General features: G+C 65.6%; 21 protein-coding genes. 12 read left to right on the top strand and 9 right to left on the bottom strand.

The annotated features are described in order from the left end of the window. Positions 1-25: 25 nt before the first annotated feature. Positions 26-1,126, top strand: coding sequence for a DJ-1/PfpI family protein (locus ACTJLD_RS04065; protein ID WP_440658060.1), 1,101 nt, complete (start codon positions 26-28; stop codon positions 1,124-1,126). 17 nt (positions 1,127-1,143) lie between these two features. Here ACTJLD_RS04065 and ACTJLD_RS04060 read toward each other — a convergent pair whose 3' ends face one another. Both ACTJLD_RS04060 and ACTJLD_RS04055 read right to left on the bottom strand, forming a co-directional pair. Then, positions 1,144-1,563 (bottom strand): hypothetical protein, encoded by a 420-nt coding sequence (locus ACTJLD_RS04060; protein ID WP_226254418.1) that lies wholly within the window; start codon positions 1,561-1,563, stop codon positions 1,144-1,146. A 141-nt stretch (positions 1,564-1,704) separates the two neighbouring features. Continuing rightward, entirely contained in the window at positions 1,705-2,784 is a 1,080-nt protein-coding gene (locus tag ACTJLD_RS04055) for an alcohol dehydrogenase catalytic domain-containing protein (RefSeq protein WP_027789815.1), read from the bottom strand. 110 nt (positions 2,785-2,894) lie between these two features. Here ACTJLD_RS04055 and ACTJLD_RS04050 point away from each other — a divergent pair, with 110 nt between their 5' ends. Continuing rightward, complete coding sequence (locus tag ACTJLD_RS04050; RefSeq protein WP_440658058.1) at positions 2,895-3,686, top strand: helix-turn-helix transcriptional regulator; 792 nt, start codon at positions 2,895-2,897, stop codon at positions 3,684-3,686. A gap of 97 nt (positions 3,687-3,783) precedes the next feature. On the opposite strand, the gene ACTJLD_RS04045 is transcribed toward ACTJLD_RS04050, so the two are convergent. The 6 genes from ACTJLD_RS04045 to ACTJLD_RS04020 all read right to left on the bottom strand — a co-directional run bounded on the left by ACTJLD_RS04045 (position 3,784) and on the right by ACTJLD_RS04020 (position 12,734). Beyond that, the gene (locus ACTJLD_RS04045) at positions 3,784-5,262 is read right to left on the bottom strand and encodes an aminotransferase class V-fold PLP-dependent enzyme (protein WP_440658056.1); all 1,479 of its coding nucleotides are present in this window, start codon (positions 5,260-5,262) and stop codon (positions 3,784-3,786) included. 256 nt (positions 5,263-5,518) lie between these two features. Then, positions 5,519-5,824: a TrfB-related DNA-binding protein gene (locus tag ACTJLD_RS04040; RefSeq protein ID WP_440658054.1), complete on the bottom strand. Its 306-nt coding sequence runs from the start codon at positions 5,822-5,824 to the stop codon at positions 5,519-5,521. A gap of 18 nt (positions 5,825-5,842) precedes the next feature. Next, positions 5,843-6,100, bottom strand: a complete 258-nt coding sequence (locus ACTJLD_RS04035) for a PAAR domain-containing protein (RefSeq protein ID WP_081072723.1) — start codon at positions 6,098-6,100, stop codon at positions 5,843-5,845. A 70-nt stretch (positions 6,101-6,170) separates the two neighbouring features. Next, entirely contained in the window at positions 6,171-7,652 is a 1,482-nt protein-coding gene (locus tag ACTJLD_RS04030) for a virulence factor (protein ID WP_440658051.1), read from the bottom strand. After that, positions 7,649-9,823 (bottom strand): T6SS effector phospholipase Tle3 domain-containing protein, encoded by a 2,175-nt coding sequence (locus ACTJLD_RS04025; RefSeq protein ID WP_440658267.1) that lies wholly within the window; start codon positions 9,821-9,823, stop codon positions 7,649-7,651. The genes ACTJLD_RS04030 and ACTJLD_RS04025 overlap by 4 nt, the downstream gene beginning before the upstream one ends. A 142-nt stretch (positions 9,824-9,965) precedes the next feature. Next, the gene (locus ACTJLD_RS04020) at positions 9,966-12,734 is read right to left on the bottom strand and encodes a type VI secretion system Vgr family protein (protein ID WP_440658049.1); all 2,769 of its coding nucleotides are present in this window, start codon (positions 12,732-12,734) and stop codon (positions 9,966-9,968) included. A gap of 978 nt (positions 12,735-13,712) precedes the next feature. Between ACTJLD_RS04020 and ACTJLD_RS04015 the strand changes: the two genes are divergently transcribed. From ACTJLD_RS04015 to ACTJLD_RS03970, 10 genes are all read left to right on the top strand, one after another. After that, a complete protein-coding gene (locus tag ACTJLD_RS04015; protein ID WP_440658047.1) occupies positions 13,713-14,966 on the top strand; it encodes an MFS transporter in 1,254 nt (417 codons plus the stop codon). Positions 14,967-15,112: 146 nt separating this feature from the next. Next, a complete protein-coding gene (locus tag ACTJLD_RS04010; protein WP_027789807.1) occupies positions 15,113-16,042 on the top strand; it encodes a LysR family transcriptional regulator in 930 nt (309 codons plus the stop codon). 115 nt (positions 16,043-16,157) lie between these two features. Next, the gene (locus ACTJLD_RS04005) at positions 16,158-16,652 is read left to right on the top strand and encodes a hypothetical protein (RefSeq protein ID WP_027789806.1); all 495 of its coding nucleotides are present in this window, start codon (positions 16,158-16,160) and stop codon (positions 16,650-16,652) included. A gap of 38 nt (positions 16,653-16,690) precedes the next feature. Further along, positions 16,691-17,710 carry a hypothetical protein gene (locus tag ACTJLD_RS04000; protein ID WP_059692765.1) on the top strand — a complete coding sequence of 340 codons (1,020 nt, stop codon included), beginning with the start codon at positions 16,691-16,693 and terminating at the stop codon, positions 17,708-17,710. A 44-nt stretch (positions 17,711-17,754) separates the two neighbouring features. Continuing rightward, positions 17,755-19,221, top strand: a complete 1,467-nt coding sequence (locus tag ACTJLD_RS03995) for an aldehyde dehydrogenase family protein (RefSeq protein WP_440658044.1) — start codon at positions 17,755-17,757, stop codon at positions 19,219-19,221. A gap of 8 nt (positions 19,222-19,229) precedes the next feature. After that, positions 19,230-20,297: a maleylacetate reductase gene (locus ACTJLD_RS03990; RefSeq protein ID WP_440658042.1), complete on the top strand. Its 1,068-nt coding sequence runs from the start codon at positions 19,230-19,232 to the stop codon at positions 20,295-20,297. 27 nt (positions 20,298-20,324) lie between these two features. Next, positions 20,325-20,462: a hypothetical protein gene (locus tag ACTJLD_RS03985; protein ID WP_155637450.1), complete on the top strand. Its 138-nt coding sequence runs from the start codon at positions 20,325-20,327 to the stop codon at positions 20,460-20,462. A 5-nt stretch (positions 20,463-20,467) separates the two neighbouring features. Further along, on the top strand, positions 20,468-20,779 hold the full coding sequence (locus ACTJLD_RS03980; protein ID WP_021160030.1) for a YciI family protein: 312 nt from the start codon (positions 20,468-20,470) through the stop codon (positions 20,777-20,779). 3 nt (positions 20,780-20,782) lie between these two features. Then, positions 20,783-21,118, top strand: coding sequence for a Rieske (2Fe-2S) protein (locus ACTJLD_RS03975; protein ID WP_321917508.1), 336 nt, complete (start codon positions 20,783-20,785; stop codon positions 21,116-21,118). 195 nt (positions 21,119-21,313) lie between these two features. Further along, entirely contained in the window at positions 21,314-22,402 is a 1,089-nt protein-coding gene (locus ACTJLD_RS03970; RefSeq protein WP_440658038.1) for a porin, read from the top strand. Positions 22,403-22,447: 45 nt separating this feature from the next. On the opposite strand, the gene ACTJLD_RS03965 is transcribed toward ACTJLD_RS03970, so the two are convergent. Beyond that, on the bottom strand, positions 22,448-23,107 hold the full coding sequence (locus tag ACTJLD_RS03965; RefSeq protein ID WP_060208531.1) for a glutathione S-transferase family protein: 660 nt from the start codon (positions 23,105-23,107) through the stop codon (positions 22,448-22,450). Between the last annotated feature and the right edge of the window lie 3 nt (positions 23,108-23,110).

The raw sequence follows: 23,110 nt of genomic DNA, 5'->3' as shown, positions 1-23,110 counted from the left end.
TGCAATCGACGGATACGGGTGGACGATGCGGTCAGGGAAGACAGGCGGGGCAGTGCTGCTCGTGTGCGCGGTGCTGGGCGCGTGTGCGGCGGGGTGGCCGGCACCGGTGAGGGCGGAGGACGCACCGCCGGTCGCGCGAGCGCTCACGGTCGGCGCGCCGAAGGCGGGCCGCGTGCGGCCGCTCGTGGCGATCGTCGCGGACAATGCAGGAACGGAGACGACCGATTTCATCGTTCCGTACGCGATTCTGAAGACGTCCGGTGCGGCCGATGTCGTCGCCGTATCGGCCGACGAAGGCGAGGTCGAACTGATGCCCGCGTTGCGCATGCTGGCCGACACCACGTTCGACCGGTTCGACGCGACCGTTCCGGCCGGGGCGGATGTCGTGATCGTCCCCGCGCTGCACGGTGCCGACCGGCCGGCGGTGCTGGCGTGGTTGCGCAAGCAGGCCGTCGGCGGCGCGACGATGGTGGCGATCTGCGATGGCGCGGAAGTCCTCGCTAACGCGGGCCTGCTCCAGCATCGCACGGCGACGTCGCACTGGTATTCGCGCGACCGCCTGCGTCGCCGCTTTACCGGGACGACGTGGGTCGACGATCGCCGCTATGTGATGGACGGCGACGTCATGACGACGACCGGCGTGTCGGCGTCGATTCCCGCTTCGCTGGCATTGGTGAGTGCGCTGGCGGGGCCGGCCGCGGCGCGCGAGACTGCGCGGCGCGTCGGTGCGCAGGCATGGAGCGACGTTCATGACGGCAGCCGGTTCGTGTTGACCGCGCGGGCGGTGGCTGTCGCATTGACGAACCGCCTCGCGTTCTGGCGGCACGAGACGTTCGATCTTCCGGTCGAAGACGGGTTCGACGAGCTTCCGGTTGCGCTGACGGCCGATGCGTGGGCGCGGACCTGGCGCAGCGACGTCGTCGCGACGGCGGGCGCGCGCGTGATCGAGTCGAGGCACGGGCTGCGGTTGCTGGCGCAGCCGGCGACTGCCGGGCACGCGCGCGTGGCGATGCCAGCCGGACGGCGTGGCGAATCGGTGCTTCCGGGTGTGCTCGGAGACATCGCGGCACGCTACGGTGACGCGACATCGGGCTGGGTCGCACTGCAACTGGAGTATCCGAAGTAGCGGCGCGTCGCGCGCGCTTACTTCACCCACTCTGCGAGCTTGGGATCGGGGTAAGGCAGGAGATCCTGCGACGCGGTGGGCTCGGCCACCCATTTCTTCCCGTTCCAGTGGAAGTCGGCCTGCGTTTCCGATCCGTGGCCGTTCGAGTAGATGACAGCGGTGCAGGCGGCCTGGCCCGGATAAGTCGGGTTTTTGGCGCCGATGCAGGACCCGAGAAATACCAACACGTCGCCGAGGCCGAACCGCTCCTGCATCGCGTAGGTCGCATCGAAGTCCGAGAGCCGGTCAGGGACGGGCGTCGCGTCGCACGCGGCGAGGCTCACGGCAAGCAGCAGCGCGGCGGCCCGGCCGGCATGCTGCCGGTTGCAGGGGCTGTCGGGGGAAAGGGCGTCGGCGCCAGCGCGCTTCCGCGCGCGGGAATTTGACGGGCAGGGCATGCGGGTTTCGGGTGACGGACACGACGGGCATTGTGCCGGAATTCACTGGCGCCCGGGCTTTGCCAGCGGAAACTCGCGCAGTGCTTCGCGCGCGCCTTTCATCGCGTCGCATCGCACGCCGCCACGATCGCGATGCGGAGGCTAGGGCGCGATCACCGTCACCCTGAACGGCCCGCCGTTCGCGGCAGCATGTGCGACCGCATCGTTCGCGTCGTCGAGCGCGAACGTCGTCACGTCGAAATGCCCGAGGTCGAGCAGCCCGCCGTGGACGAGCCCCGCCATCAGCGTCACCGCTTCTGTCGGGTACATCCACTTGCCGCGCAGCGTGATGTCGTTGCGCATGATCCACGGATACGGCAGCTCGAGCCCCGCCCCGCCGAGCATGCCGACGCCGCCCATCAGCACCACGCGCCCGTAGGGGCGCACGGCCATCACGGCGGCACGCACCGTCGTCGCCGGCACCGCAGGCGGCATCAGGTCGATCACGCAGTCGATCGGCCCCGGTGCCGCCTGCTGCATGCGGGCGCGATCCGCGGCTTCGTCGCCGGTCAGCTCGACCGTGCGCACGCGATCGCCGAAGCGGCGCTCGAGGTCGGCCAGTACGCGCGCATTGCGGCCGGGCGCGACCACGCACCGCGCGCCCATGGCCAGCGCCACCGCGATGCTTGCGCTGCCGAAGTGGCCGGTCGCGCCGCTGACGAGCAGGATCTCGCCCGCGCGCAGGTCGGACGCGAGCAGCCCGCCGTACGGCACGAGCAGCGTATTGAGCGCGCACCAGCGCGCGGCGTCGGCCGAGGCGATATCGCCGATGCGTACCGCGTTCTCGGTCGGCACGCGCAGCCGCTCGGCGAACGGGCCGTCGTGAAAATACCGCTGCAACTGCTTGCCGCCTTCGCCGCGCGCGCTCCAGCCCTGCAAAACGATGTCGGGCATCCGCGCATCGTCGCGCGAGCGCACGGTCGGATCGCAGAACACCCAGTCGCCCGGTTGCAACTGCGTCGCATCGGGGCCGGTTTGCCGGACCCGGCCGATCGCGCCGCAGCCGGGGACGATCGGCAGCGCGATCGGATAGCGGCGCTCGCCGCTGAACACTTCCCGCGCGTAGGGCAGAACCGGTGTCGCGACGACATCCACGATGACCTCGCCGGTGCCGAGCACGGGATCGGGCATCGTCTCGACGGCGAGCGGCAGGCCGAGTGACTTCAGGATCGCAGCTTTCATGAGGGTTCCCGAGGGTGGGGGACGCGCCGATTCTGGCAGGCTTAGAATCCGCAACAAGGCCCGGCGCGAGCCCAGGATCGGCCAATACCACCCTGCACGGAGCGAACCCGATGACCGTCACCACGCGAACCCCGTTCGGCGATTTCCTGCGCTCGCGGCGCAAGAAGCTGCGGCCGGATGCCGTCGGCCTGCACGGTGGCCCGCGCCGGCGCACGCCCGGCCTGCGGCGCGAGGAAGTGGCGGAACTGGCCGGCATCGGCGTCGACTGGTACGTGCGGCTCGAGCAGGGGCGTGACGTCAGCCCGTCGGATGCGACGCTCGACGCGCTGGCACGCGCATTGCGGCTGGACAAGGCCGAAGCTGCCCATCTGCGCACGCTCGCACGGCGCGACGAGGCGCGTGCGTTCGTGCCGGAGCGCGTGCCGCCCGCGATCGCGCGGCTCGTTGCACATCTTCGACAGCCGGCCTACGTGACCGGGCGGCGCTGGGACATCCTCGCGTGGAATGCCGCAGCGGCCGAGCTGCTCGGCTTCGACCGGCTGGCGGAAGCCGATCGCAACATCCTTGTCTACATGTTCGTCGAGCCGCACGCGCGTGCGCTCTTCGCCGCGAGCTGGGCCGACGAGGCGCGCCGGATGATCGCGCTGTTTCGCGCGAACCACGATCTCTACGCGAGCGAGCCGGCATTCGTCGCACTGGTGGAACGCTTGCGCGCCGGCAGCGTCGAGTTCGCGCAATGGTGGGATGAGCACGACGTGCGCAGCGGCGTGTCGGGCGAGAAGGTGCTCGTCCACGCGCAACGCGGCGCGCAGCGCTACGAGTACGCGACGTTCCAGGCGAACGACGATCCCGCGCTGAAGCTGGCGATCTATACGCCGATGGGCGGCGATGAAGGGAAGTGAGGCCGAGTAGGCCGGCGTCACCGCGCGTTCAGGCAGCGAAGCGTCGGCTTCGTGCGTGAACGCGGACGTTGCGGTGTAACGACGGAAGTGTGCCGCCTCAGGCCGTGCGTCGTGCCGACAGGCGATTCCACAGCATGCCGGCCCGGTTGCCGCTTCCGCAGTATGCGAGCACCGGTTTCGGCAGCGTATCGACCAGCGCGCCGAATGCGTCGATGTCCGCCTCGCCGATGCGGTCGCGCTCGACCGGCAGGTAGCGCGCGTCGAGGCCCAGTTCGCGAGCCGCCGCGGCGATCTCGTCGAATGCCGGCTGGTCGACGCCTTCGCCGTCGGGACGGTTGCAGATCACCGAGCGGAAGCCGGCGTTGCGGATCGCCTTCAGGTCGGCCGGCGTGATCTGCCGCGAAGCGGAAAACCCGTTCGCGGCCGTCGCACGACACTGCTCGATCGCGCGGCGGAAACAGGCGATCGCGAAATCGACGTCCTGCTCCGTCGTAAAGCGGCCGAAGCTCACGCGCACGGTGCGGCCCGCCGTCTCCGCGTCGAGGCCGATCGCGGTCAGCACGTGCGACGGTGCGCCGCTGGCCGAGTTGCACGCGGAGGTCGACGACACGGCGAGCGCTTCGTCGAGCATGAACGGGAAGAAGCCGGGCGCATTCACCGTCAGGCTCAGCGTGTGCGGGATGCGGCGTGCCGTGGCCGCGTTCTGCGTGACGTCGCCGAGCGCGGCCAGCGCGTTCGTCAGGCGCGCGCCGAGCGCCGCGATCCGCGCGGCTTCGCCGTCGAGCTTTTCAGCGGCCAGTTCGCATGCAACGCCCATGCCGACGATCTGATGCGTCGCGAGCGTCCCTGAGCGCAGGCCGCGCTCGTGGCCGCCGCCGTGGATTTGCGGGGCGATCCGGTTGGCGATGTCGCGGCGCACGAACAGCGCGCCGATACCCTTCGGGCCGTAGACCTTGTGCGCGGACATCGACAGCATGTCGATGCCGAGCGCGCGCACGTCGATCGGCGTCTTGCCGAGCGCCTGTGCGGCGTCGACGTGGAGCAGCGCGCCGGCGGCGTGCACGATGCGGGAGATGGCGGCGATATCGGTCAGCGTGCCGAGCTCGTTGTTCACCAGCATCAGCGACACGAGGCCCGTATCGGGGCCGATGGCGGCAGCGACCGCGTCGGCGGTGATCTCGCCGTCGTGCGTGGGCGCGACGAATGTGACCGACATGCCGTGCTTCGACAGGTTCGCCATCGTGTCGAGGATCGCCTTGTGCTCGATGCGGCTCGTGATCAGGTGGCGCTTGTCGGTCGCGTTTTCCGCGTAACCCTTCAGCGCGAGGTTGTTCGATTCGGTGGCGCCCGACGTCCAGACGATCTCGTCGGCATCCGCGCCGATCAACGCGGCAACTTGCGCGCGGGCCTGCTCGACCTTGTCTTTCGCCAGCCGGCCGGCGGCGTGCGAGCTCGATGCGGGATTGCCGAAGATGCCGTCGAAGCCGAGGCAGGCCGTCATCGCTTCGATCACGCGGGGATCGGCGGGCGTCGTGGCTGCGTAGTCTAGGTAGTGCAGCGTGGTGGGTTCGCTCATGTCCGTCTCTTGCTCTGTTCTTTCAGAATGGGAGAAATGATACGGGGGACAGAAGGGAAAAAGGATCCAAAATGGGTCGGTGTTTGGGTCTAACGTGGAATGTGGTTTTGTTTTTGTGGCGATTGGGGGAATTTGTTTCTTGATCAATGGCGCCGCGCGAGATGGCCCCGTCTCTGGGTTGCGGGGGAAACGATGTCCCGCGACGTCTGCGAAACGGGGAAGGGGGCGCGGCGTTTCCCCCGGCTCGACCGGGTGGTCACAGCGGATCGATTGGCGTGGCCTGTCGGTGAGTGTCACGCACCCACGCATGCAAGGCGCTTTCGTACCTGGCAGGGATCGTGATCGTCAGGGTGGTCAGGCGCGTGTCGTTGCCCGGCAATGCCAGATATCGCTGCCACGCTCTCCGGACCAGCTGCGACATGGCGGAATTGGTGATGCCGAGTTCGGCGGCGAGCTTGCGCTGCGACCTGCCCCTGACGAAGATTTCAAACAAGGCCCACCGGTTCACCGGCTTGATCCGGGTATCGTGCAGCCTCAACAACTGAAACTGTTCGGCTGTCATGCGTCGAATCTGTGCCATTCAGATGCGCCCGGAAGTTTGCAGGGTAGAAATCAATGCCGCTCCGCAGGACGTCTTGTGATTGTGGAATGCGGCGGGGCGGCCTTCGACATCGAATGCCATGTCTCCTTCAGCAATCACGCAGGCGCCGTGAAGCGGGCACGAACATGCATCGCCGACGCGGGCGACCGCGCGTCCCATCACCTTGCTCGTCGCCGCCCCGGATTCGACCCGGCCGCCGTGAGTGTGCAGGTCGCCTGTTCGAATGATTCCTCGCATATAACCCATTCCCAGTGTGATTTGGTGTGGCGGGCGCGTTCGTGCTCAACGCGCCGCGCGTCGGCATGCATCACCATGAATAGCCCTGCATCCCGTAGTTGGTGTCGTGACGGCGCCCCCACCACGGCAGGTAAGCGTTGTTCCCGCCACGCGCACGGAACCAGTCCTCGTTCGGATCGATCGGCGTGAGATTGGCCGGCGGCATGACCACGACGGCCGCGGGGTGTCTCGGGTCGGTCGTGCCTGCGACGAGCGCGTTGCCGCCGTAGTGATTGATCCGGCCGATCGCCAGCGCAACGTCGGTCAAAGTGCTGCCGGTTCCCATGTCGCCGAGCAAGGCCGCGGTGTTGAACGCCTGATTCTTGTGGTCGTACTCCGGCAGGATTTCGGTGAGTGTCTGCGATAAGCCGACAAGTCGCGCCGATGCGGCGTCGCTACCGGCACCGGCATCGTGAACGATGTACTTGATATCCGGAACGGCAATCCCGGCGTTGCGTGCTGCCTGATCGATGGTTGCCTTCCACGCTTGCACCGTTCGTGTCGTGCCGGCCTTCTGCGAAAACTCGGCGGTGTTGCCGGTCGCGGCCTTGCCGATCCACGCGAGTGGTTCGCGCTCGGTGTTGAAGGTCGGACCGGCGAGGAACAGCACGACGAGGTTCTCGTTGATCTGGGCGTCGGTGGGCGGGAAATTCGGCGCGTCCCAATTCATCACCCACACGCTCTTGTCGGGGTTCGCTTGCAGGTAGTCCAGCGCGTTGTTCAACGACGTGAAGCCGGCGTTTGCACCGCCTTGTGTGATCTGCACGTCAGGGGGCGTGTCGCGGCTCCACAGAGTTTTGGGAGACGGCGGGCCGATTTCATAGAATGTCATCATTCGATCGACCAGGCGCGATCGAGCAAACGTTGCGTCGAGACGAGTAGGAATAGCAATTTCGACGCGTATGCCGGCGAGTTCGCGCCAGTATTTCTGATCCTCTGGTTTCACCGTGTAGAAATACTTTGAATTAGTCCCGTAGCGCGTTCGAAGCAGCAGTATGGATTTATCAATGTACTTGGCATAGAACCCCTTGAACGTCTCTGTCCCACGATTGCCATACACCAGGGAACCGATCGCTTTGAGCGTCGTGAACGAATCAGGATCAGTGCGCACCATGTCGTCGTTCTTGTTCGGCGTAACAAGGCCTTGCGCCCACAACAGTTGCCATTCTGTCGGGTAATCCATCCGTTGCAATGGATTCAACCAAATCATGCCGACGACCTGTGCGACGAACGGCTTGGCAGGTTCTTCCGTATGGGTGGCTGAGCGAGTGACTAGATCGGGAGGCGTCTCTGCTTGGGCCGGCCGTGCCATGGCCGTGGTGAATAGGAAGGTCATGAGCGCCAGCAAGCCGGGCACAGCTACGAATCGTTTCATCCAATCTCCTATTTCCAAGTGTGCCGGGTCTGGTTGTTCGACATGTGCCATTAGCGTGGCCATCAGCGGGATTGCGATTAGCCAGCCTGTAAGGGCGATGGCGATGCGTCGGGATCGAGTAGCGATCAGAGCCTTCATAGCGGCCCTCCAACCTTCAGATAGAGCTGGCCCTCGCGCTCGTCTTCGATCTTGACGGGAATATTGCCTTCGCAATCGTCCGTATGTACCCATTCATGCATCGTCATTCGATCGAGCATCCCGGACATAAAGTAGTCGTAGTATTTCCGGTTCGGATTTTCTTCAGGAATACCTTCACCCATCCGCCAATCTGCTTCAATTCGCAGGTCGTAGATCTGATCAGGCGTCAGGTAACACGGACCGATCGCCACGTCATACGCAAGCGCCTTTTCCGCATGCTCCGGGTTGGTCATCGTCGTCGAGTGGTTCGTCGGGCTGTTCGTCGTACCGCGATCAAGCCAATCCACGATCTGTTTGTCTCGCCATTCCTTGTAGCCTTCAGGTAGCGCGCTTTTGCCGTCTTCACCGATGACGTGACCATCGCTGTCGATCCACTCCGTGTTCAACGTGCGGCGCGCTTCCATCCGCATCAGGGCGCGGTCTTCGTAACGCTGCCCGGCTTCACTTTCGGCCGTGCCATGAGCGTCACCGTCGGTGTTCTTCGCCTTGTAGCGGTCGTAAGGATCGTCGGCCCGTTTGTCCGCATCGGCCTTGCTCGCATCGCGCCACGCGGAGGGCGGATCGTTGCCTTCGTTGAAGGTACTTGTTGCTTCGCCGTCCTCGGTCAGAATCGGCTTGTCGAACCTCAACGCCTGCGGCGGAAACGTCTCGTCCAGGGCCGGTGCGTCCGCCAATACCTCCCAACCCTTCGGCGGATCGGCATTCACGCGAAACATGTTCATTGCCGAACTGACCGCGGTCGCGACGAACATGATCGGCGCCGAGAACAGCGTTGCCGCCATTCCCCACACCGACTCATTTCCCTTGAGCGCGCCGATCAGATTGAACTTCGCCGGCGGCGAGGGCGGATACCAGAAGCCCCTCTTCGTGCCTTTCTTGCCGTACCGCCAGTCGTCTTCCCAATAGCGATAGCGCTTCTGCACACCGACATCGAAGCCGGACGCGAACACGCGCTGCGTCAGGACCCCGTGTACGCCGATATCCGTCAGTTCGTGCCTGTCGATGCCGCGCCAGCCGATACCCTGCACGGTGATCGCCGAAATCACCTGATCGTGCGGACAGCAATACGCGGTGACGCGCCCGTACGTCGATCCGTTCAGGCCGTGGCGTGCACGGTCGGCCAGTGCGGTGTACGACTTGTTGCTCGTCGGCGATACCCGGTTGTTCGCCATGTCGGCGTCGACCGTGTCTGGCGACGGTTCATGGGCAGCGCGATCGCCAATCATCGACAAGAAAGTGCGGAGCGTCTGAGTGCGCGCCGCGTAGGTCTGCCGGCCGCGCTTGCCCTCGGCATCCTTCGTCGCACGTTGCGACCAGGTATCCATGAACGTGTCGGATTTGTGCGGGCCTTCGCTGTTCGCCAGGCTGTACGGGGCATTCGCCAGCACGTAGGCATCCGCGACGCAGCGTCCCTTGCGGCCCCACGGGTCTTCCACTTCCGGTAACGCGTCACCGAAGAACGCGCCTGTGAGGCCGACGATATTCCCCTGGCTGTGACACACGACGGTGATCGGCACGTCGGCGCGCATCTTCCTAATCGACTCGATCAGTTTGGCAAGCCGCAGCGCGGCCAGCACGCCATACGCGCGCGGCGGCGCGCGATACAGCGGCCGGTTGGTCGGGTTGATGCCCTGCACGGTTATCCACCCCACGGCTCGGTCGTCGAGGCCACCGTGCCAGAGATCGGGCAAGCTCGAACAGCCATTGGTGAACGGGCCGCCTCCCCAATAATCCTTCTCGTTGAGAAAGATCTTGTCGCCGTATTCCTTCAGTTCTTCCAGTGTCGCGCGGTAGCCCCACCGAAAATGGATGACCGGAGAAAACGACGGATCGGGCTTGACGTAGTTGTTTGGCAGCAGTTTCGGATTCAGAAACCCCTCCGGCGTCACGCTCTCGGTGTACTTCGCAGGCGTCAACTGCCCGGCGTCGACCCCGTGATACGTCATCTGGTCGTCCAGGCGTCCCAGCCGACGATTCAGGCCCTTGCACAATCCCTCTTCGGACGCCTTGTACCATTCGCCCTCGGAGTTGACGCCGTGGACGAAGATGACGACGCCGGGCAACGGCAGTTGCTTGACGCAGATGAGCCGCTTGTCGTTGTCGAACAGCATCGGCCCCTCGGCTCTGCCGACGACGACAGGAGGCAATTCGGAGTGCGATGCAGCGGTGGCGGGTGCGTCGGTCGTCGTGTCGGGCGCGTCGGCGCGCGCGCCCGCTACTGGCCGATGGTCGAGAATCGAATCGGTCATGGTCTTAGCCGTTCTTCTTGATGAACTGCACCGACAGCGTTTCGAACTGGTCGCCATGCACTGCGGGCAGCTCGCCGGCCGCGTCGGTGGTCAGGTTCGACAGCGCTTCGGATGCCCGCTGCATGTGCCCGTCGAACCCCGCCACCGCATCGCCGTCGGTCGCGCGAACGAGTTTCGGCACACGGCCGAGCGGGGCGTGGTCGAACGTCGGCATATCGGTGCTCATGCTGGCCGGGCCGCCCCACGCATGGCCTGCCGACTTCACGGTGAACGTGCCGGGGCACCCGAGTTCGATGTCGCCGCCGTTCAGCTTCAGGTACGCACCGCCCGACGTGACGAACACGACCTGGTCGTTCGCCATGCCGGCGAGCTTGCCGCCGGCCGCGGTCAACTGGATGTTCTTCGCGGAATCCACCTGCGTGTCGTCGTCCTGCGACTGGATCGTCACCTTCCCGCGATTCGCGATGGCCGACACGCCGCCGCTGTGCGCGAACATCGCGACGCCATGGCCGCCGTGCAGGTTGATGCGCTCACCGCTCGCGACCTGCACGTGCCGCTGGGCAATCTGGTCGATGTTCTCGCCCGCATACATGACATGCGTCCTGGGCGTGACGTGCAGCGATCCTGCCTGTGCGCCGAACGCCATCAAGGCGGACGTGTCGCCGGCGGAACCGGCATCCGCAAGATCGGGCTTCCAGTGACGGAACGCATCGACGATCTTCTCCTGCCCGGCGGTATCCGCGGCCCGTCCGCCGTGCTGGCCGGCATAGTCGCCGAGCGAGTTGAACAGCATCATGCACTGGTCGAGCAACTGAATCAGTTCGTCACGATCGAGCTGACCACCGGTCGCGCATGTGCGCGCATAGGTCGAGAACAGGATGCCCTGGGCCGCGCGCAAGGCCGCCGCGGCATCGGTGCGCAACTCCGCGCCTTCGCCCCGATCGGCACCGTGTCCATCCTTGCGGGGCTGCGTCAGATAACCCAGGTTCAACTGGGTATGCGCATGCTCGCTCGCCAACTGCGCGGATATCTGCGACGGCGTATCGTCCAGGCGAAGCTGGTTGTACCGAGCGCCCTTGATTTCCTTCGTCTTGATCCCGGACACGTAACGGTTGCCGGGTAGCGCACCGGTATGCGTGAACGTCGCGGGCGGGTTCGCGCCGTTGCTCAGCACGCCGATGATGACCAGGCGGTCCGGATCGCCCGACAGGCAGCCCAGCAAGACTTCCATCCCGACGCGGGGCAGAAAGAGCGTGCCGAAGTTTGCGCCCGCCAGACTCGCGCCGACGCGTATCGGTGCGCTGTCGCCGGCCGACCCGTTCGTTCCGGCGCCTTGCGCGTGTTCGTGATCGGCGGGATCGAAGCCATGAATCCGTACGCGCACGCGGCCGGCCGCGTCGCAGAATACTTCCTCGCCCTGCGTGCCGACGATCGTGCCGGTCAGCAGGTGAGCCGGTGGAAGGTCGATTGTCGGATCGTAGGACGGCGTGAGCGGCACGCCGCGACGCACGCACGTGAAATGGTTCTCGTAGCGCGTATCTGCCTGTTCCGACGCATCGGCCGGCGCAGGTGGAGCGGCTTGCGGGAGGTTCCGGCTGGCTGCGTACAGCGCGATCACGCGGCCGGCCAGGTCTTCGGGAAGGTTGTTCCGGATGTCGTGCCGTACCGACGTCACGACAAACTGCCGCTGCTCGGCCGGCTTCATGTCGAGTTCGGGGGCGCCCGTCAGCGTGAACCAGCAGCCGACCGGCATGTCGCGAACGTGGCCGATACCGTCATAGCGCTCCGCCGCGAACTGGTGGGCGAGTATCCGGTCATGCGTGATGCGGTCGTGATCGTTCCACGAGTCGCCGACGTGCGGAATGTCGATCGCGACATCGGTCAGCAGCCGGGCCAGGTCGTTGCCGGCGTCGCCCTGATCGATGCTCGTCGCGATCGCGGAATCGTCCATGCGCGCCTTCTTGTAGTCCCACGACGGACGGCCGGCTTTGCCGGGAGACAGGCGCTGATGATGCGCAAACAACGTCACCGTATCGCGTTGCGCGGTTCCCGAATCGCGCGGATGAAGGCGCACGGTGCCGGCAGGCGATTCCGGCAATCGCAGCGGGTCGTCGCAGAACACGAGCGTGTGGATCGGCCGCTCGTCGGCCGTGCCGCGCGCGTTGCCGACCGCCCACGCCTTTGCAAAGACGGTGATGCCTTCGCGTCGCAACAGCCGGCGCACGAAACGGGCGTCCGACTCGTTGACCTGCCGCGTCAGTTCGCGTGCCGGATAACGTTCGGCTCGCAATCCCGACAAGTCGAAATCGAACGCGCGCGCGAGGGCGGGGCTGCGTTGCCGCCATTCGTTCAGCAGCGTGCCGAGGATGTCGATGATGTTCCGCGACCGGAAGACGCGGGAATTGATGCGGCGGTCCATCAACGACAGCGCATCGCAGATGCGCAGCTGATACACGGTCAACTCGCCGTCGGATTGACCGGCCTGCACGTCGTGCACGATCGCATTGATCGCCCGCACGTCGCCCCGGTCGGTCGTCAGCCGGACCGACACCGGCAGGCCGAGAAACAGCGTGGGCGCCAGATGGGCGTGGGTGGATATGCAGGTCAGCTGCCCGTCGATTCCCGACATCAGTCCTTCGCGAATATCGGCGTGATGAAGCGCCAGCAGATGGCCGACCGCATGTTGCGCCTGCCCGAAATGCAGGGCGACGGGCCGGGTGTTCCAGTCGACCAGACCGGACGCAAAGTTTCGTAATGCTGTTGCTATCGACATAACGGCAATCTCGTTGCTTTTCTGGCTTGTATTCTTTGAGTCGGACTTTCAGTGCGGTAAAGCAGTGGTGATCGTGATTTCGGTGCGCAGAATATCAAACAATGGGGGTTTTAAAGGTTTGTTGGTATTTTGAGATGAAAATCAATTCGCTCTGAAACGGTGTTCGACATTTTTCTGATTTGGCGGGGTGTTTTGTATTAATTGGAAAAATCCTATATCGGGTAGTCAGGGTTGGTATTTGTCGCTATCCCTTTCTGGGTGGTTGAGAGGTGGAGGTTGCGGGCAACTATGCTGAACCGGATTGGATGTCGGTAATTGAAAATTCGACTTGTCTTAATTCGGATATGGATAAGGCGGAATTGAAATATAAAAATCGATGTGCGTGCGGTCGCGCTCGTGCACTCGGTATGCGTGTCCGCTTGACAGCAGTTTTGCCGTTTTCAGTTTGATAGTGTGGAAGGCGGTTTCCGTCACGGCTCGCCATGGTCAACTGCATAAGCGCGAAGATTCCGGAACGCGAGTCCAAGTCCACCGCGATCGAAGATCGAAAATGCATCTTTTGTCATACGAAATGCGTTACCCGCACGTATCGTCCGGCCTCGCCGGATCGGGTGCATGCCGGGCGTGAACGGGCCAGTCCCCGGTCGCCCGGATGTCCATGAGGGATTTCCCCCGAGACGCACAATCGCGCGTCACTTCAACCCCACGACCGTTCTCTCCCCGCCGTCCCACCGACACTTCCCGCCCACCGCCGCCGATTATTTGCATATCGCGAATGGCGCGTTCGCCGCGCGTTCGATACCCGATCCCTGGCGTTGCACCTATCGTTGTGCCGTCGGCTCGCCGGATTCGATACGTCGAACCGGAGCGGAAGCCGGCGCTTCCCGGCGATTCACATCGCACACAAAAACCATCGGACCTGGCTGATGCGCAGGCGCTCCGTCGCGCGCAGGCGAACCTGTGTCCACGGAGACGGAAATGAAAGCAAACGAGTGGGATACCGCCTATGAGTGGAAGGCGGTCACGCTGCTGGCGCTCGGCTTCGGGCTGGTCGGCCTCGACCGCTGGCTGATCGCGCCGCTGTTCCCTTCGATCATGAAGGACCTCAACCTGAACGCGCAGGACGTCGGCAACTGCATCGGCGTGCTCGGCCTGTCGTGGGGCATCTTCGCGGCGCTGATGGGCGGCATCTCCGACAAGGTCGGCCGCAGGAAGGTGCTGATTCCGGCCATCATCGCGTTCTCGTTGCTGTCGGGCTTCTCGGGGCTCGCGGGCGGGCTGCTCGGGCTGATGGCGATTCGCGGCCTGATGGGTGTCGCGGAGGGCTCGTTCTGCCCGACGAGCTTTGCCGCGACCGCCGACGCGTCGCATCCGCGGCGGCGCGGGCTGAACCTCGGCCTGCAGCAAAGCGGCTTCGCGCTGTTCGGGCTCGCGTTGTCGCCGATCATCGCGACGCAGCTGCTCGGTTTCGTGTCGTGGCGCTGGGTGTTTGCGCTCGTGGCCGTTCCCGGCCTGATCCTCGGCGCGATCATGTTCTTCGTCATCCGCGAGCCGAAGGTCACGCCGGCCGTCGCGTCGGAGCATGCACCGGCATCGCTCGGCCATGTGCTCAGGAGCCGCAACATTCTCGTGGCGATGACCGCGCTGTGCTGCGCGATGACGGGCGTATTCGTGCTCGGTGCGCTGCTGCCGCTTTACCTGACCGACTACCTGGCGCTTGGCACGCAGAAGATGGGCCTCGTCGTGTCGGCGATCGGCTTCGGCGGCTTTCTGGGGCAGTTCGGGCTGCCGGGCCTGTCCGACCTGGTCGGCCGCCGTCTCGCGAGCATCGTCGGTTTCGCGGGGACGGCCGTGATGCTCTATCTGTTCCGCGGCCTCGGCCCGGAGCCGTTCGCATTGTTCGGGGTGCTGTTCGTCGCGTCGTTCTTCACGCTCGGCCTGGTGTCGCTGTTGTCCGGCCCGGTGGCGACGGAGGCCGCGCCCGTCGGGCTCGTGTCGACGTCGATCGGCGTGGTGGTGGGCGTCGGCGAGATCTTCGGCGGCGGCATCGCGCCGGCGCTGGGCGGCTATGTCGCCGCACACTTTGGCATCCAGAACATTCTGTGGCTGCCGATGTGTGCGGTCGTGCTGGGCATCGTGGTCAGCCTGCTGCTGAAGGAAACCGCGCCGGCCGTGCTGCAGCGCCGCGTAGCCGTGCAGCCGGAACTGGCGGCCGGCGAGCAGTCGCGGTAAGGCCCGCGCGGGCAGGGCGGTGCATGCGGCGGGCGGCGCCGTCGGCGATTGACATCGATTGGGTGACACAGTGACGCCTCCCGCATGACACAGCCCGATATCCGCACGGGTAGACTGCCGGTTTCGCTGTCGAAAAAGGGCGCGGCATGGACCGGTTTCTGAGCATCGAGGCATTCGTCAGGGTGGCGGAGGCGAGCAGCTTCGCCGAGGCGGCGCGGCAGCTCGGCGTGACCAGCTCGGTCGTGACGAACCGCATCCAGCAGCTCGAGAAGTTCGTCAACGCGCCGCTGTTCCATCGCAGCACCCGCCACGTGCGCCTGTCGGAAGTGGGCGAGGCGTTTTATCGCGAGTGCGCGGAGGTCGTGGGGCGCGTCAACGAGCTGACGGACCAGATGCGCGAGCTGCGCGCCACGCCCACCGGGCGGCTGCGCATCCAGATGCTGCCCGGTTTCGCCCTCGATCACTTCGGCGCGCCGCTGATGGAATTCAATCGGCGCTACCCGGGCATCCAGATCGACGTCATCGTCAACGACCGTGTGGTGGACCCCGTCGAAGAAGGGTTCGACATCGCGTTCCAGATCTTTCCGCCGATCTCAGAGTCGCTGATCGAACGACGGCTGTTCACCGTCAGGCGCCTCTTTTGCGCGTCGCCCGCCTACCTCGCCGCGCATGGTGCGCCACAACATCCGCGCGACCTGCTGCAGCACACGACCGCGCTGTATTCCGGCTACCCGTCGCGCAACCGCTGGACGATGACGCGCGGCGACGAGGTCGTCGAAATGGAGCTGCCGGGCATGATCCGCTCGAACTCCGTGCACCTGCTGCGCGAGTACGCGCTGACCGGCGGCGGCGTCGTCTGCCTGCCCACGCTCGTGGCGAGCGATGCGCTCGTCGCGGGCCGCCTGGTACCGATCCTGACCGACTATCAGCTCGCGCCGCTGAGCTTTGCCGCCGTTTATCCCGCGACGCAGCGACAGGCGCTGAAGGTGAAGGCGCTGGTCGAATTCCTCGCGGACCATATCGGCGACGAATCCCCGTGGGATCGTCCCCTCCTGGAGCGCGGCTGGGTGCGTTGAACCGCGCGGATTATTCGCGAAACGCAAATGCCGTAATCGCTGTCCGTTGCCTTGTTGCTGCTGTGCGTTGCCCCTAGAGTTGAATCCAACAAGCAGTTCAACTCAGGAGACAGCAATGACCGACACGGCATTCCACACCGTCTTTGGCTCGCTCGACCATTACCGGAAGGGCGAGATCGAAATCACCAGCGGCAGCGCCCGCCACTACGCGTTCTCGAACGTGTTCGAGGTCGCATCGAAATCGGCTCCGTATGAAAAGGTCGTCGCCGGCAAGAACCTCGAATACGTGATCGAAGTGCTGCGGACCGACGGCCAGTCGCCGTGGTTCGCGTGCCCGCACGACGAGTTCGTGATCCAGATGGACGGCGAGGTCCGGATCGACTTCATCAAGCTCGATTCGCCGCCGAAATCGGGGCGCGGCACCGTGAGCGCCGGCGCCCAGCCGGCCGGCCGCAAGATGGGGTATGTCGTGCTGCGCAAGGGCCATCAGGCGCTGCTGCCGGCCGGTTGTGCATACCGCTTCACCGCGAGCCGGCCGGGCGTCGCGCTGGTGCAGACCGTCCTTGGCGAGCTGTCCGTGGAGAAGTGGGCCGAAATCTGCCTGCACTGATTCGTCCGACCTCATTCGACATTCCCAGGAGACACGTTATGGCCACCCTCGACACCCTCGACCTTTCCACGGGCTTTGCCGCCGATCTGGTGCGATCGACCGAAGCCGATGCCGTCACCGGCTACCGCCGCTTCCAGCTCGGCGAATTCGCGTTCCAGCGCGACGAATACTTCGTGAAGATCAGCTGGCCCGCGAAAGGCCGGACCCGCACGCATGCGATGCCGGCGGACGCGTTCCTGCGCGCGATGATGCGCGACGTGGCGTGGGGCTTCTTTTACGGCTGGGTGAATTTCGACCACGTGTTCGGCACGCGCAATCACTACGGCAAGGTGGACGTGTATGCGGGCACGTTCAACGGCATCCTGAAGGACGCCGGCGTCGACTACACCGAGACCTTCGAAACGCCCACGATCATGGCGACCTTCAAGGCGATGCTGCACGACTGGACGAACGAAGGCTTCGATCCGTTCGCGGCGCCCGAGGAAACGGGCACGGCGTTCGGGCGCAAGCACGGCGACAACGGCGCAGCGATCGAGCGCACGCGCATCGCGACGCGCCGCATGCCGGGCCTCGAAGGCGACTCGCCGCTGCGCGACGACCTGCCGGTCAACCGTGCGTTCCTCGACGTCGCGCAGGACGAACCGGAAGTGCATGTCGAGCCGGGCTTCGAAGGCGAACTGCACGCGTTCAACCTGTTCAAGTACCTGTCGCGCTCGGACGTCACGTGGAATCCGTCGGTCACGTCGGTCTGCGGGCGCAGCCTGTTCTGTCCGACCACCGAGGAATTCATCCTGCCGGTGTTCCATGGCAACGACCGCGTCGAATGGTTCCTGCAACTGTCCGACGAAATCGTGTGGGACATCGGCGACAAGAACACCGGCGCACCGCGCGCACGCGTCACGATGCGCGCCGGCGACATCTGCGCGATGCCCGCCGACATCCGGCATCAGGGTTATTCGACGAAGCGGTCGATGCTGCTCGTCTGGGAAAACGCGACGCCGGACCTGCCGCAACGCTACGAGAGCGGCGAGCTCGCGCCGTATCCGATCGCGTTCTGAGCAACGCAGACGCTTCCGCTTCAGCCCTGTACCGAGGACGATTCATGCAAACCCAACTCTTCATCGACGGGCGTTTCGTTGACGCCGTCGACCGCGGCACGATCGACGTGCTGAACCCGCACGACGGCTCCGTCATCACGAAGATCGCGGCAGCCGACGCGGCGGATGTCGATCTCGCCGTCGAAGCCGCCGCGCGCGCGTTTCCCAAATGGTCGGCCCTGCCGGCCGCCGAACGCGGCCGGTTGCTGCTGCGCCTCGCCGACGCAATCGAGGCCAACGCCGACGAACTGGCGCGGCTCGAGTCGCTGGACACCGGCCACCCGATCCGCGATTCGCGTGCGCTCGACGTGCCGCGCACGGCGGCCTGCTTCCGCTACTTCGGCGGCATGGCCGACAAGCTGCAAGGCTCGGTGATTCCGGTCGAAACCGGCTTCCTGAACTACGTGCAGCGCGCGCCGATCGGCGTGGTCGGCCAGATCGTGCCGTGGAATTTTCCGCTGATGTTCACGAGCTGGAAGATGGGCCCGGCACTCGCCGCCGGCAACACCGTCGTGCTCAAGCCGTCGGAGATCACGCCGCTGTCGACGTTGCGCATTGTCGAGCTGATGGCCGAAGTCGGGTTTCCCGCCGGTGCCGTCAATATCGTCCCCGGCTACGGGCATACGGCCGGCCAGCGGCTCGCCGAACATCCGGGGGTCGGCAAGATCGCGTTCACGGGGTCGACGGCCACCGGCCGCCGGATCGTCGAAGCGTCGCAGGGCAACCTGAAGCGCGTGCAGCTCGAACTGGGCGGCAAGGGCGCCAACCTCGTCTTCGACGATGCCGACCTCGACGCGGCCATCAACGGCGCCGCATGGGCGATCTTCCACAACCAGGGGCAGGCGTGCATCGCCGGTTCGCGTCTCGTGCTGCACGAACGCATCGCGGATGAATTCCTCGAGCGATTCGTCGCGCTCGCGTCGTCGATCCGCATCGGCAACCCGCTCGACGCCGATACCGAGATGGGGCCGCTGACCTCGAAGCAGCACCTCGATCGCGTGCTGTCGTACGTCGACGTCGCGCGCGAGCAGGGCGGCCGCGTGCTCACGGGCGGCAGCGCGCCGCAGGACCCGGCGCTCGCCGGCGGCTACTACGTGCGCCCGACGGTCATCGAAGCGAGGAGCGCGGCCGATCGCGTCGCGCAGGAGGAAGTGTTCGGCCCGTTCGTCACGGTGCTGCGCTTCGGCAGCGACGACGAAGCGCTGGCCATCGCCAACGCGACGGAATACGGGCTGGGCAGCGGCCTCTGGACGAAGGACCTCTCGCGCGCACACCGGATGGCATCGCGGATCAACGCAGGCATGTGCTGGATCAACTGCTACAAGCGCGTCAACCCGGGCAGCCCGTTCGGCGGCGTCGGCAAGTCGGGTTATGGCCGCGAGATGGGCTTCGAGGCCATGCACGACTACACGGAAGCGCGATCGGTGTGGGTCAACGTCGACGGCAACGTGCCGCCGCACTTCAAGCGCTGAGGTTTTCCATGGATCGCTTCGTCTATCAGGGCACGCCTTCCCGCGTGGTGTTCGAATGGGGCGCACTCGCGAGGCTGCCGGACGAGCTGTCGACGCTCGGCGCCCGCCGCGCGCTTGTCTTGTCCACGCCCGAGCAGCGGCCGCTCGCCGAGCGCGTGGAGGCGATCCTGGGCGAGCGTGCGGCCGGCATCTGTGCGCAGGCGGTCATGCACGTGCCGGTCGAGGTCGCGCATGCCGCCCGCGAGATGGCCGGCGAGCTGGACGCGGACTGCTGCGTCGCGATCGGCGGCGGCTCGACGATCGGGCTCGGCAAGGCCATTGCGCTCGAGTCGGTGTTGCCGATCCTCGCCGTGCCGACGACGTACGCCGGTTCGGAAATGACGCCGATCTTCGGGCTCACGGAAGGCCGGCTGAAGCGCACCGGGCGCGACGCGCGCGTGCTGCCGCGTACGGTGCTCTACGACCCGTCGCTGACGGTGACGCTGCCGCCGGACATTTCCGCGGCATCGGGTATCAATGCGATGGCGCACGCCGTCGAGGCGCTCTATGCGGAAGACGCGAACCCGGTGATCAGCCTGATGGCGGAAGAGTCGATCCGCGCGCTCGGTGACGCGCTGCCCGTGATCGTGCGCGATCCGGAACACCGCGCGATGCGCAGCCGCGCGTTGTACGGCGCGTGGCTCGCCGGAACCTGCCTGGGCGCGGTCGGCATGGCGCTGCACCACAAGCTGTGCCACACGCTCGGCGGCACCTTCAACCTGCCGCACGCACAGACGCACGCGGCGATGCTGCCGCATACCGCGCACTACAACCATGCCGCCGCGCCCGATGCGCTGCGCTGCGTGGCGCGCGCCTTGGGCGGGAACGACGCAGCCGAAGCCGGCCCGCTGCTGTTCGCGCTGAACGTGCGGCTCGGCATCGCACCGGCGCTCGCCGACCTCGGGATGCCGGAGAGCGGTCTCGACGAAGCGGCCGACCTCGCCTGTCGCAACCCGTACGCGAACCCGCGGCCGATCGAACGCGCGGCGATTCGCGCGCTGCTTCAGCACGCATGGGAAGGACGCGCGCCGCGGTGAGCGGCTCGCGCGTCAATGGAGACAGACATGAGCGATGACCACCATGACGGCGATGCCGGGTTGACCGGGCAGGTCGCCGCCGGCTTCGACGGCACGCCAGGCGCGCGCCTGCGCGTGCGGTGCCTCGTACGGCCTCTTCGCGCGTTCGTCCTCGACCGGAGTTGATCGACATGGCGCGATTTTTTGCGGTGTTTGCGACGGACCAGCCGGGCATGCGCGACGTGCGTGATCGCATGCGGCCGATTCATCGAACCTACCTGCGCTCGGCTGACCAGCACGGCGTGGTCGTGCGGCTCGGCGGCCCGACGCTGGACCCGCACGGCGACGCGATGAACGGCACGCTGCTCGTCGTGGAGGCGGACGACATTCACGCGGTGATGCAGTTCGTCGGCAACGATCCGTACGTGAAGGAAGGGCTGTTTTCGCACGTCGAAGTGCGGCCGTGGGACTGGAGCCTCGGCAATCCCGAGCAGAGGGTGTGAGACATGGAAGCCCGACAACTCTGCCGTTTTTCCGATGTGCCCGACGGCGGCGCGCGGGTCGTCGACGAGGCCTGCATCGGACGTCCCGTGATCGTCGTGAGACGCGGCGGGCAGGTGTGGGCGTATGTGAATCGCTGCCCGCACTTCTCCGTGCCGCTCGATTTCGTCCCGGGCAGCGTTTCCTGTTACCGGTCGCAGGTGTTGATGTGTGCGCATCACAGCGCGCTGTTCCGGTTCGACGATGGTGTGTGTATCGACGGGCCTTGCTCGGGTTCGGCGCTGGAGGTCGTGACGGTCGAGGTGGATTCCACCGCGTGGATCGTCCATCGGGGCGCTTGATTCGGGCGCTTCGACGAGTACGAGCGGGGCGGGTCGATGCGGCGGTCATCGAATTGATCAATCAGTCGAGCTAATCATGGTTCAGGCGTTGTTCGATTCCGCCTGAATGAACGCAATTTCCTTTGAAGCACCGAGCGAGCACCCGCCACGTAGCGGGTGGCGGCCTCGCATTTTCATAAAAAAGACGGAGACGACATGAAACTCAGGTTTGGAGCAGTGGTGATGCTTGCCGTGACGCACGGCGCATGGGCACAGAGCAGCGTGACGATGTTCGGTCTGATCGACGCAGGCATTTCTTATGTCAGCAACGAGGGCGGCGGAAAGAACGTCAAGTTCGACGACGGCATATTCGCGCCCAATCTCTTCGGCTTTCGCGGGACTGAAGACCTCGGTGGCGGGTATCGCGCGACGTTCGCGCTCGTGAACCAGTTCTCGATGGCGAACGGCAGCATCGTCGGGACGGGGATTTTCGGCCGCAACGCGTATGTGGGCCTCGAAAGCAACCGGTTCGGCCGCATCACGCTGGGCAACCAGTACGACTTCATGGTGGATTCGCTCTTTTCGAAGGGCAATGCGATCGCTCGGGATATCTCGGGGCTGTACGGCTTTCGCAATGGCCCGTTCCAGCGTCTCGCGCTGCCGGGCAATCCGACCGGTGCGTTCGATTGGGATCGCACGGCAGGCAGCAAGCCGATCGCGAATTCCGTCAAGTACAGCTCGCCGACGGTCGCGGGTTTTTCCGGCGGCGTGATGTACGCGTTCGGCGGGGTGGCCGGCTCGGTCGGCGCGGACAATGCGGTCAGCGCCGGGGTGAGCTACGAGATGGGGGCGTTCGGGGTCGGTGCGGCCTACACGAACGAGAAGTACGGTCCCGCGCTTGGCGTGCCGTCCACCAGCGTGCGCAACTGGGGTGTCGGGATGCATTACGACTTCGGTGCCGTGACCGCGAGTGCGCTGGTGACCACCGTGCACAACGCGTTCAACGATGCCGGCGTGTGGATGGCGGAGACCGGCGGGCTGTGGCACATCAGGCCGGATGTCGTGCTGGGCGCGAAGTACATGTACATGAAGGGCAACGAAGCGGTGAACGACAACCACGCGCATCAGGTCAGTGTGGCGCTTCAGTACCTGTTTTCGAAGCGGACGATGGTTTATGTATCGGCCGACTACCAACGCGCGAACAGCGGCGCGAATGCGCAGGTCAATGGCGTGCTGGATCCGAACGGGGCTTCAGGTTCTGCGAACCAGACAGTGGCGCGGGTGGGGCTGCATACGGTGTTTTGACGGGGCGGCGGGCGGATCCGGTGCCAAGGTCGGCCCGCCAATGAACTACTCCGCTGCGGCGGCCGCCTCTTTGGCCTTGTCCTGTTCCGCCGCCAGCGCGGCATCTGCCGCCTGCGCGCGCTGGATGGCCGGGCGCGCAAGCACGCGATCGATGTAGGCGCGAATGCGCGGCGTCTCGGGCACCAGCTTGAACATCGTGGTCCAGTTCAGCGCCGAGCCCCACAGCACGTCGACCGCGGTAAAGCGCTCGCCCAGCAGGTAAGGTCCCTTCGCCAGTTGCGCATCGATCGTGTCGACGACGGTATCGAAGTCGCCGTAGGGCGACGTCGAGTAGGCCGCGGGCGGGCGATTCATCGATCGGTCGACGAGGGCCGGCTCGAAGCACGAACCATAGAACGTCATCCAGCGCAGATAGGGGCCGCGCAGCGAATCGCCCGGCGCCGGCGACAGGCCGGCTTCCGGATACAGTTCCGCCGCATACAGGTAGACGGCCGCCTGCTCGGTGACGATCACGTCGCCGTGACGCAGCGCGGGAACCTTGCCTAGCGGATTGATGCGCAGGTATTCGGCGTCGCGGTGTTTTCCGGTGGAGAGATCGAACGCGTGCAGTTCATGGTCGGCGCTCAGTTCCTCGAGCAGCATCCGCACGCCGGCCGAGCGGCTGCGCGGAGAGTGGAACAGGGTCAGGTGACGGTCTTGCGGCATGGC

The organism is Burkholderia sp. 22088 (assembly GCF_052045915.1).
Lineage (GTDB): Bacteria > Pseudomonadota > Gammaproteobacteria > Burkholderiales > Burkholderiaceae > Burkholderia > Burkholderia cepacia.
Note: the sequence above shows the minus strand (reverse complement) of the source record. Positions and strands in the feature narration are given on the sequence as shown.